Here is a 9,674-nt window from a genome sequence, read left to right as displayed (position 1 = left end):
ACGCCAGCCGCAAAGTTCCGTCGGCTCAACATCTCAGGTCGCTCCTTTGGCTGGCAGGGTTCGACCTGCGGTTGTTAGTTCCCGCGGCGCTGGCAGCTGGCCGCCCAGCTTCTGGGTCAGTTCTGCATGTGCGGCCCAAAAATCAGTAAGTGTGGTGACATAGTCCCGCCCTGCCTCGATCTGCACGTTGCTTGCCTCCAGCAGCCCGTACACATCATCGAGCATGGCGTTGTAGTTCAGCTGCATCTCGGTGAGGGCCGTGTCGGTCAGTGGCACCACCACATCTCGCTGATACTTGGCGAGGTCGTAGGCGGTGAGCATGCGATGGTAGGCTTCACGCACCTCAGAACGGAGAAGCGCCCCGGCCTCACGCTGCTCAGTGCTGGCTCGCCCGATATAGGCGGCAGGGCTCTGGGTGATGGCGAAAGCTTCGACGTCACCAAGCTCAGGGCGGGCATTCGGCAGATCCGGCAGGCGATCCGGCAAGGCCCAGGCCGTCTGCTCACCCCACAGTTCCAGCCGGCGGTTCAGAGCCTCGCGCGCTGCTACCGCATCACGCTTGGCCTCTGCCGCCTCCTTGTAGGTCTTGGCGTAGACGAGATGCTGCTGCGCCTGATCGTACCGGCTGACGGTGCCGGCACGGTATTGCTCGTTGACGAGCTCGGCCGCGGCCGTCTCGGCTTCGAGTGCCTGGTCAAACATCGCAGCAAGCTGGGCCGCCGCGACGGCTCCGTAGTAGGCCGTGCGCGCATGGGCGGCCGCATCGAGGATCGCCTCCACGGCGGCGAGATATTCCGCGCCGAAGGCCCGATCCCACCGTTGCGTCCTGGATCTGGAGACAAGCTCCCCCAGCACCTTCCATTCGACGGTGCGCGGATCCTGGCCGTCGCCAACCGCGACCGTGGTGGCCGTCACGAAGCCAGGGCGCAGCACCCAGTACTCGCGCAGCAGGTCCTGGACCGCATCATCCTGAAGCAGGGCCACCTCGACGGCCGCAGCCTCGGTCATCGGCGATGCGGCCAGCGCGGCGATCCGGGCGTCCACAGCTTCTTGGTAAGCGCTGGTCGGCCGGATGAAGTGATAGTCGCGATGCTGGGTCCGCTCGGCCACCTCGGCGGTGCCCGGCATCCGCTGTGGATCGAAGGCGTTGCTGGCGTATTGATTGCCTGCGCACCCTGTCAGGAGAAGGAGTGCCGCAAGCGTTGCAGCACTACGGCTAAGCGGTGCCGGCGAGGGAGGCAGCATCATGGCTTCCCTCCTGCCGCAGTATCACTGGCCCCATGGCCCATGGCCCCATGGTCCATGGCACCATGATCCATGGAGCCGTGCTCCATTGGCTCGGTTATCGGAACGAGCCCGCCGGCCGTGGCTTCGGGATCTTCAACGAAGGAAGGTGCAGGCACGTCCCGGTCGAGCAACTGGACGTGGTCATTGAAGATGTTCTGCGTCGGGACAGATCCGGAGGATGCGACCGGATCCAGCGGATGCGCGGTATCGGCAGTGGTTCCCGAGCGCGGAAGGATTACCGCGACAACAAGGAACGCGCCGACGCCAAAATGCGACAGCAAGCGCATAGGAACGACTCCTGGCGTAGCCAAGCAGGAGGACAGACCGTGTCAGTCTGCCGCACTAACGCGGGAAGCCTGCAGGCGCAGGCCTACCGTTGAGGCGACGTCAGGAGGAACTGGGTGGCCGGTAGATATCGTTGCCGGGCGACGCTCGTGGCGGCAGCCAGTTGCGCGGCAGCTTGCTGGAGATCATCGAAAAGGATGGGCCGAGCGCTGCGGCTACTGTCGGTGCGGCGACCACAACAACATGACAGCAGGCCAGGTCGTCTGGCATGGCCTGATCTGACGCCGATGGCGGCATGGACGCATGCGCATGACCGGCACTGCTTGTCATCTTACGTGAGTGACTGCCATGGAAGTGCCCCGACGCCGTGCTTTCGTCTGAGGCAACGTCGTGGCCCAGACATGGCATCGCATGTGCCGGCATCGTCAGGAAGCCGAGGCTCAGCCCTATAAGCAGGAGCAAGAGCAGGTTCAGCGCACGCACCACGGCCGTTCTGTCCCGGTTCCTCTTATGGTCCCACTTCACCGACAGCACCTGCAGCTCGGGCTGGCTACCGTGATGCAGAACCGAGATCGATACTAGAGCTTCCTCCTGCTGTAAGGGCAAGAGGCTTACTGCGCCACATCGGGACTCGAATCCCTGTTTGCGCTCGAAGGGCGCGATCTAATGAGGTAGTGTACTAAAATGTGAGCCTGATCCCAATCCTGTGCCCTGATCTTACCAGCTGCCGGTACCTGACAGGCAGCCAGCAGGCTTTCACACGATCCCGTACCGCTGTGTGATCAAGCGCAACTTCCTCGCTCTCCCGACCACGTCGCACTTCCCAATTTCACAAGCCGTCGCCGAGACAGGTCTAGCCGCGATCGGCGCCATCATAAGCTGCACATGTTGAAGCGCATTACGATACGAGCCGACGACTTTGACGACAGTCGGTGAGGCTACGCTTGGAACTCCATCGCTGGCGCGAACGAACATGGAGTGTACGACCGGAGGTGCTGAGAGCGTCCACTGCTTGATGCAACCGCCACAAGTTCCGCTCTGGTGGCGACATGGTGGCGACACAGCCGGAGCGGCTGGTCTAAGGGCTCTGCTAACCTCTTGAAAATGCTGGTGCCGCCTGGGTGACTCGAACACCCGACCTACGCATTACGAATGCGCCGCTCTACCAACTGAGCTAAGGCGGCCCCGCAGAGCGGTTGGTAGACGGCGGCGGGGGCAGCGTCAATCCTTCTGACGGGTGCCGGGCACGGTCAGGTGGCGGGCTGGATCCGGTCGGACTCGCTCAGGATCAGCATGGGTCCGGGCGGCTCGGACAGGCCGGCCAGGGCCGACACCTTGGGCGGGGTGGTCCAGCGCAGGGTGTCGAACTGGCCGTTCGGGCCGAACGCCTGCCACTGGGCCAGGACCGCACCGGTGCTTTCGCAGACCCAGGCCGGGTCGGGCGGCGCGTCGACTGCCCGGGTCAGCCATTCCTGGACCCGCTCAGCCGAGGCGCCGGAGGCCCGCTCGACCTCCGCCATCAGGCGGAATACCCGGGCGGTGGGCTCCAGCTGCAGGGCGCGCTCCAGGAGCTCGCGTGCCCGGTTCCAGTCCTGGGCACTGATCGCCAGCTCGGCCAGCGAGACATGGGCCTCGACATGGTTGGGCTGCAGGTCGAGCAGGCGCTGGCAGCGGGCGAGCTTCTCCGTGGGCGTCTCGTTCGGGACGAGGCCGGCATAGGCCTGGGCGATCAGCGGGTGCGGGCCGGCTCCCCAGCTCCGCTCCAGGATCTTGCGCGCTTCCGAGCCCTTGCCCAGCCGGCGCGCCACGTCGGAGGTGACCAGCGCTGCCGGCACAAAGCCCGGCTGGAGGTCGGTGGCCTTGCGGCCCTCGCGGATCGCCTCACGCAGCTTGTCGTGCTCCACCGCGTCCACCGCCAGCATGTGCAGGAGCACCGCGCGGCGCCGGGTGATCAGCGCCGGCTCGAGCAGGCGCAGGCGCTGCATGTCCTCCAGCATGGTAATGGCATCGCGCCAGCGCCCGGTGCGGGTGAACAGGTCGAAGGAGGTCTGGATCACCCAGGGGGCGGCGGCGTGCTTGCGCCGGGCTAGGCCCAGATAGTCCAGCGCCTCGTCATAGTTCTGCCGGCGCATCGCACTGGTCAGGAGGCCGCGGATCGCCAGGAGCTCGGTGGCCGGGTCGTCCAGCATCTCCTTGTACTGCGCCTCGGCCGCGTCCTCGCGACCTTCCAGCAGGGCGGTCTGCGCGGTCAGCACCCGCACCGCCGGGTTGGTCGGGATCAGCTTCATCGCCTGGCGGGCATGGCCGCGCAGCCCGGAGGGATCGCCGGCCGCCGCTGCGACCAGCCCCATGGACAGTTCCTGCCAGCCGCGCAGCTCGCGCGAGCGCCGGCGCCAGCCGCGATAGCGGCCAGGAGCATGGGTTAGCCAGCGATAGATCTCGATCAGGATCGCCAGCACCAGCGCCAAGATGGCGATACCCAGCACGAGCATGCCCAGCCGCATCTCGATCACGGCATCGCCGATGTCGATCGTGGCGCTGCCGGGATGGTCGGCCAGCCATGCGGCACCCGACGCGATCAGGAGGGCGACGACGAGAAAGATGAGCAGGCGGACCATGGGACGCTTTTTCTTCGGTGCGACGGAGGCGGCGGGGGGAAAGGCTGCCCGGGCGGGCTGGTCAGCTCGGCCGCACCAGCAGCTCGCCCAGATGCTGGCGCAGCAGTTCCGCGGCCGCCTCGGCGTCGGCCCGCGCCTTCGCCCGCTGCAGCCACGCCGCCACCTCCGGCTCGTCCTTGTCGCTGCGCGCCTCGACCGCCGCGATGGCGCCCGCGAGGTCGCCGGCGGCCAGCTTCTGCTGCGCACTGTCGCCCTGGCCTTCCTCGCCGCCGTTCACCACCGTGCCGTCGCGCCGCTTGACCGTGACCAGGCCCAGAATGTTGCTGCGGGTCTGCTCCACCCAGTCGTCCGAGCTGGCGGCGACCGCCACCCGGTCCAGTTCACCCAGCTGCTCCAGGAGCGCCGCCCGGGTCGGCACGCCGGTGGCAGCGCTCGGGCGGAGCTTGCCGGCCGCCTGGGCGATGGTGGCGTCGTCGGCCGCGGTCTTCTCCAGCACCGCCTGCGCCGTCGGGAAGGCGGAGCCGTCCGCCAGCGCGTCGTTCAGCTCGGTCAGCGCCAGCGCCGTCGCGGTGCCGCGCCCGTCCTGGGCCAGCCGCTCGTCCACCCGCTGCTCGAGCGCACCCACCTTGTCGCCGACTGCCGCGATGCCGAGCTGGGCCTTGTTCGCCAAGTCACTGGCAGCCGCCTCCAGCGCCGCGATCTGGCTGGCCTGGCTCGCCAGAGCCGCCTGCAGTGAGGACAGGGCCGCCTCGGCCTGGTTCAGCTCGGCGAACCTGGCGCTCATCGCGGTCTCGGCCGCGGTCATCCGGTCGGCCAGCGCCTGGACACGCTCGGTGGCACGCCGGTCGGCCTCGGCCTGGGCGGTGGTCAGCGTGTCGACCCGCCGCAAGGTGGCATCCGTGGTGCTGGTGGCCTCGCTCACCCGAGCGGCAAGCTGCTCGCCGAATGCCCTGAGATCCTGGACATCCTTGGTCGCGTTCTCGATCTGCGCCTGGAGCGGCCCCAGATCCGGAACCTCCGGCACCGGGCGAGCCTCCAGCTCCGCCACCCGGCCGGCCAGCTCCTGCTGGGCGCTTTGCAGCGTGCCGACCGTGCCTTCCTGCTGCTGGGCCTGGCCGGTAGCCTGGTCCAGCCTGCCGCTGAGCTCGGCCACGCTCGCCTGCACCGCATCGAGCTGCTGGGTCAGCTCCTGCGCCCGGTCGTCCAGGCCCGCAAGCGTCTGGGTCCGCTGCTCCAGCGCCACGATGCGTTGCTCGGCCTCGTCGGATGGCCGCAGCTCCGCCACGGCGGCATTGATCCGGTCCTGCACATAGTCCGGCAGGAACAGGAAGCCGCCCAGCAGCACCAGCGCGCCGCCGATCACGCCGCCCACCAGCGCCGCCGTCAGCCGCCGATAGCCGCCCGGCCTGGGGGCCGCCGCTCCGGGCTTCATCTCCTCGGCGGTGCTGTCGATCACGTCGGCCATGTTTCTTCCCGGGGCGTCGATAGTCGAAGGGCTGCTCGATCATGTGATGAACGGGCGCTGGGTGCATGCCGTTCCTGCCCCGAGGCGACGGGGCGCCGCTCAAGGCAGGATCGGGCTATCATTCGGGGGCTGGGGCTTCAAGCAGGTCGAGCAGCGCCGCTTCCTCGGGCCGCGTGGCCACCCGGACACGCCGCAGCCGTTCAGCCGGCAGGGCGACCGCGACATTGGCCGACAGGCACAGGGCCTCGGTGCGGGACAGGTCCAGCTCCTGGCTGAGTGCGGCGAACAGGCTGGCGGTGCGCGGCGAGAACAAGAGCACGGCCTGGACCGCGCCCTCGGCCAGCGCCTGCCGGGTCTCCGCCATGAGGCCGCGCGCGGGCAGGGCCCGGTAGACGATCCGCTGGATCAGGGTGAAGCCGGCTGCGTCCAGCCCGGCCTTCAGCTCCGGGCGATGCTCGGCACCGGCCAGGTGCAGGAGTGCGCCATCCGCAGGCCAGAGCGTCGCGGCGAGCTGCCGGGCCATGCCCACGGCATCGCCCGGCCCAGCGAACACGGGTGCGGTGGTCAACCTGCGAGCTGCGCTCGCGGTGGCCTCACCCACGCAGTGGACCGGCAGCGGGCGTGGCAGGGCTGCCAGTGCCGGTGCGGCATGGCGACTGGTCAGCAGCACCGCCTGGACCCCCTGGAGGTCGGGCAGGTCCACCGGCAGCGGCCGGATCTCCAGGAGCGGGTCGACCAGGGTTTGCCAGCCCCTGGCCTGCAGAAGCGCTGCCAGCCGCACCGAATCCGCACGCGGCCGGGTCAGCAGCAGGCAGGGGCCGGTCATGCCCGCTGCCGAGCCAGGAGTTCCTGGCCGACCTCGTCGCCGAGCGTGAGGGGATCGCTACCTTCGGCGCCCGCCCGCGCCACCCTTCGCCCGTCCGGCGAGGCGACCAGCCCGTCCAGCCGCAGCCGCCCGTCGGTCAGATGCCGGGCAAGCCCGGCAATCGGCGTGCGGCAAGAGCCGTCCAGCACCTGGAGCATCGCCCGCTCGGCACGGATGCAGGCATGAGTGAGAGGGTCGTCCAGACTCGCCAGGAGCTCCGCCACCCGCCGGTCGTCCAGGCGCGCCTCGATGCCGATCGCACCCTGGGCCACCGCCGGCAGCATGACGTCCGGCCCGAGCGCCACGGACGGGACGTCGTGCATCCCCATCCGGTCCAGCCCGGCCTTGGCCAGGAAAGTCGCGGCCACGTCGCCGCGCGCGAGCTTGGCCAGCCGGGTCTGCACGTTGCCGCGCAGCGGCACGACCTGGAGGTCCGGGCGGTGCGCCAGGAGCTGGGCCTGGCGGCGCAGCGAGGCCGTGCCCACCACCGCATCCGGTGGGATGCTCGCCAGGCCGCCATAGGGGCCGATCAAGAGGTCGCGCACGTCCGCGCGCGGCAGCACGGCCAGGATCGCCAGCCCGTCCGGCAGGACGGTCGGCATATCCTTCATCGAGTGGACGGCGAGGTCGATCTCCTTGGCGTAAAGCGCCTCCTCGATCTCCTTGGTGAACAGGCCCTTGCCGCCGAGTTCGGCCAGCGTGCGGTCCTGGATCTTGTCGCCGGTGGTCTTGATCACCTTGATGGTGACGGCGTCCTCGATTGCCAGCTCCGGCCAGGCCTGGAACAGGGCGGCGCGCACGATCTCCGCCTGGGCGAGCGCCAGAGGCGAACCGCGTGTGCCGATATTGAGCCGGATCGGGCTGGTCATGATCTCTGCGAGGACGTAACGGACGGCGCCGATAGGCGTGGCTGGAGTGCATCCCTTTGGCAAGGGTCGTTCTCGGGATCGAGACATCGTGTGACGAGACCGGGGTGGCGCTGGTGGCCGAGGATCGGCGAATCCTGGCCGAGGCGGTGCGTACCCAGGTCGAGGAGCACGCGCTCTATGGCGGGGTGGTGCCGGAGATCGCGGCGCGCGCCCATGTGGAGAGCCTGGACCGGCTGGTCCGCAAGGTGATGGACGAGGCCGGCCTGGGCTTTGGCGAGCTGGCCGCCGTGGCCGCCACCGCCGGGCCCGGCCTGATCGGCGGCCTGCTGGTCGGGCTCACCACCGCCAAGGCGATCTGCCTGGTCCACGGCTTGCCCCTGGTGGCCGTCAACCATCTGGAAGCCCATGCGCTGACCGCCAGGCTCACCGACGACGTGGCCTTCCCCTATCTCCTGCTGCTGGTCTCGGGCGGACACTGCCAGCTGGTCGAGGTCAACGGGGTCGGCAGCTACCGGCGCCTCGGCAGCACGGTGGATGACGCCCTGGGCGAGGCGTTCGACAAGGTCGCCAAGATGCTGGGCCTGGGCTTTCCAGGCGGGCCGGCAGTGGAGCGGGCGGCAGCAGAAGGCGATCCCGCGCGGTTCGACTTCCCCCGGCCGATGCTGGGCCGCCCGGGCTGCGCCTTCTCGTTCAGCGGCCTCAAGACCGCGGTGCGCCAGACGATCCTGGCGCTGGGCCCGGAGGCGCGCCGGGCTGTGCCCGACATCTGCGCCAGCTTCCAGGCCGCGGTCGCGGCCAGCGTCGCCGACCGCACCCGCCACGCGCTGGCCCGGTTCCGCACGCACCATCCAGAGGTTGAGCCGACCCTGGTGGTGGCCGGCGGTGTGGCCGCGAACGCCGCCTTGCGCGCAGCCCTCCAGGCATTGGTCGCGCGGACCAGCAGCCGGCTGGTCGTCCCGCCGCCCAGGCTGTGCACCGACAACGGCACCATGATCGCCTGGGCGGGCGCCGAACGGCTGCGCCTGGGCCATACGGACCCGCTCGACACTAGGGCGCGTGCCCGCTGGCCGCTCGATCCCGATGCCGAGCCGGCGCTGGGGGGAGGGGTGAAAGGGGCCAAGGCCTAGCCAGCCAGGCCACGCCCTGCTGCCGGGTGCGCCATCACTCCAGCGCCTCGAACTGCTGCCGCAGCCGGTTCTTCCACAGCGCCCGTCCGCCGCGCTCCCACATCTCGTCATTGTTGCCGCGGATGTCGACGCTGCCGCCGGCCATGGGCCGGCCGGTGGCGACCTCCTGGCCGCGGGCATTGATGTTGAGGATCAGGTTCGAGACCTTCTGCACCGTGCCGGTGACGACGATGTCGGCGCCCAGCTCCCGCGCCAGGTCGATGGCACACTTGGCGCAACTGTTGAGCGAGCGTTCGCTGGCCTTGGACTGGAGCGGTGCGACGTCGAGCAGGGTGAAACCGGGCAGGTCCGCGATCGCATCACGCAGCTGCGGCGCCAGCCGGTGGAGCCTGGCGGTTTCGGCCGGATCGGCCCCTTCGAGCTCGCCATCCAGGCTCGTGTCGATCAGCTCGAAGTCGAACACCGCGACGGTGCGCTCGGCTGCTCCCGCGGGCAGCGCCAGCAGGAGGAGCAGGGCTGCCGACAGCCATTTCATGTGGTGTCTCCAAGGGCTCACGCCGCTGCCAGACGCTCCTGCCTGGGGGTCTTGCCGTACATCTGCCGGTAGCAGGTCGAGAAATGCGAGGCGGACACGAAGCCGCAGGCGCAGGCGACGTTCATGATCGGCAGGTCGGTCTGGTAGAGCAGGTGGCGGGCGCGCTCCAGGCGCAGCTCCAGGTAATACTGCGCCGGGGTGCGGCCGAGATGCTTCTTGAACAGCCGCTCCAGCTGCCGGCGCGACATGCCGACATATTTGGCGAGCTGGTCCTGGCCCAGCGGCTCCTCGACATTCGCCTCCATCAGCTCGATCGCCAGGATCAGCTTGGGATGATGGACGCCCAGGCGCACCCGGATCGGCATGCGCTGGCGGTCGTCCGCACTGCGCACCCGATCCAGGATGCACTGCTCGGACACGCGCGCCGCCAGCTCGTCGCCATGCGCCGTGGTGATCTTCTGCAGCATCAGGTCGAGGGCCGCAGTGCCGCCGGCACAGGTGAAGCGGTTGCGGTCGATCTCGAACAGGTCGGCAGTGACGTTGATGTCGGGGAAGGCCTCGACGAAGCCCGGGATGTTCTCCCAGTGGATGGTGCAGCGATAGCCCTCCAGCAGCCCGGCCCG

10 protein-coding genes and 1 tRNA gene are annotated in these 9,674 nt (G+C 69.2%); 1 reads left to right on the top strand and 10 read right to left on the bottom strand.

Annotated features, from left to right (window positions below; translation table 11 throughout):
• Positions 1-33: 33 nt before the first annotated feature.
• The 8 genes from EQG76_RS10895 to hemC all read right to left on the bottom strand — a co-directional run bounded on the left by EQG76_RS10895 (position 34) and on the right by hemC (position 7,389).
• Positions 34-1,248: a TolC family protein gene (locus tag EQG76_RS10895; RefSeq protein WP_159713279.1), complete on the bottom strand. Its 1,215-nt coding sequence runs from the start codon at positions 1,246-1,248 to the stop codon at positions 34-36.
• Positions 1,245-1,574, bottom strand: a complete 330-nt coding sequence (locus EQG76_RS10890) for a hypothetical protein (RefSeq protein ID WP_159713277.1) — start codon at positions 1,572-1,574, stop codon at positions 1,245-1,247. The genes EQG76_RS10895 and EQG76_RS10890 overlap by 4 nt, the downstream gene beginning before the upstream one ends.
• Positions 1,575-1,674: 100 nt before the next feature.
• Complete coding sequence (locus EQG76_RS10885; protein ID WP_159713275.1) at positions 1,675-2,058, bottom strand: hypothetical protein; 384 nt, start codon at positions 2,056-2,058, stop codon at positions 1,675-1,677.
• A 622-nt stretch (positions 2,059-2,680) separates the two neighbouring features.
• Positions 2,681-2,756: transfer RNA gene (locus tag EQG76_RS10880), tRNA-Thr, on the bottom strand.
• Between the two features lie 66 nt (positions 2,757-2,822).
• Positions 2,823-4,190: a heme biosynthesis protein HemY gene (locus tag EQG76_RS10875; protein WP_159713273.1), complete on the bottom strand. Its 1,368-nt coding sequence runs from the start codon at positions 4,188-4,190 to the stop codon at positions 2,823-2,825.
• A gap of 61 nt (positions 4,191-4,251) precedes the next feature.
• Complete coding sequence (locus tag EQG76_RS10870; RefSeq protein WP_159713271.1) at positions 4,252-5,655, bottom strand: coiled-coil domain-containing protein; 1,404 nt, start codon at positions 5,653-5,655, stop codon at positions 4,252-4,254.
• A 118-nt stretch (positions 5,656-5,773) separates the two neighbouring features.
• Entirely contained in the window at positions 5,774-6,481 is a 708-nt protein-coding gene (locus EQG76_RS10865) for a uroporphyrinogen-III synthase (protein WP_159713269.1), read from the bottom strand.
• The gene (gene hemC, locus EQG76_RS10860; RefSeq protein WP_200840729.1) at positions 6,478-7,389 is read right to left on the bottom strand and encodes a hydroxymethylbilane synthase; all 912 of its coding nucleotides are present in this window, start codon (positions 7,387-7,389) and stop codon (positions 6,478-6,480) included. The genes EQG76_RS10865 and hemC overlap by 4 nt, the downstream gene beginning before the upstream one ends.
• A 56-nt stretch (positions 7,390-7,445) precedes the next feature.
• On the opposite strand from hemC, the gene tsaD reads away from it, so the two are divergent.
• On the top strand, positions 7,446-8,516 hold the full coding sequence (tsaD, locus tag EQG76_RS10855; RefSeq protein WP_159713267.1) for a tRNA (adenosine(37)-N6)-threonylcarbamoyltransferase complex transferase subunit TsaD: 1,071 nt from the start codon (positions 7,446-7,448) through the stop codon (positions 8,514-8,516).
• A gap of 34 nt (positions 8,517-8,550) precedes the next feature.
• On the opposite strand, the gene EQG76_RS10850 is transcribed toward tsaD, so the two are convergent.
• Together EQG76_RS10850 and EQG76_RS10845 are read right to left on the bottom strand one after the other, a co-directional pair.
• On the bottom strand, positions 8,551-9,051 hold the full coding sequence (locus EQG76_RS10850) for a DUF3280 domain-containing protein (protein WP_159713265.1): 501 nt from the start codon (positions 9,049-9,051) through the stop codon (positions 8,551-8,553).
• 17 nt (positions 9,052-9,068) lie between these two features.
• Positions 9,069-9,674, bottom strand: a 606-nt coding sequence (locus tag EQG76_RS10845) for a GlxA family transcriptional regulator (protein ID WP_159713263.1), incomplete at its 5' end; no start/stop codon positions are given.

The sequence above is a fragment of the Geminicoccus flavidas genome (assembly GCF_009806515.1).
GTDB lineage: Bacteria > Pseudomonadota > Alphaproteobacteria > Geminicoccales > Geminicoccaceae > Geminicoccus > Geminicoccus flavidus.
This window is presented reverse-complemented; position numbering and strand designations above follow the sequence as displayed.

What these genes read in the sequence shown, in the direction of transcription:
- EQG76_RS10895 (WP_159713279.1), bottom strand. Translation starts at nt 1,248, where the DNA reads ATGATGCTGCCTCCCTCGCCGGCACCGCTTAGCCGTAGTGCTGCAACG.
- EQG76_RS10890 (WP_159713277.1), bottom strand. Translation starts at nt 1,574, where the DNA reads ATGCGCTTGCTGTCGCATTTTGGCGTCGGCGCGTTCCTTGTTGTCGCG.
- EQG76_RS10875 (WP_159713273.1), bottom strand. Translation starts at nt 4,190, where the DNA reads ATGGTCCGCCTGCTCATCTTTCTCGTCGTCGCCCTCCTGATCGCGTCG.
- EQG76_RS10870 (WP_159713271.1), bottom strand. Translation starts at nt 5,655, where the DNA reads ATGGCCGACGTGATCGACAGCACCGCCGAGGAGATGAAGCCCGGAGCG.
- EQG76_RS10865 (WP_159713269.1), bottom strand. Translation starts at nt 6,481, where the DNA reads ATGACCGGCCCCTGCCTGCTGCTGACCCGGCCGCGTGCGGATTCGGTG.
- hemC (WP_200840729.1), bottom strand. Translation starts at nt 7,389, where the DNA reads ATGACCAGCCCGATCCGGCTCAATATCGGCACACGCGGTTCGCCTCTG.
- EQG76_RS10850 (WP_159713265.1), bottom strand. Translation starts at nt 9,051, where the DNA reads ATGAAATGGCTGTCGGCAGCCCTGCTCCTCCTGCTGGCGCTGCCCGCG.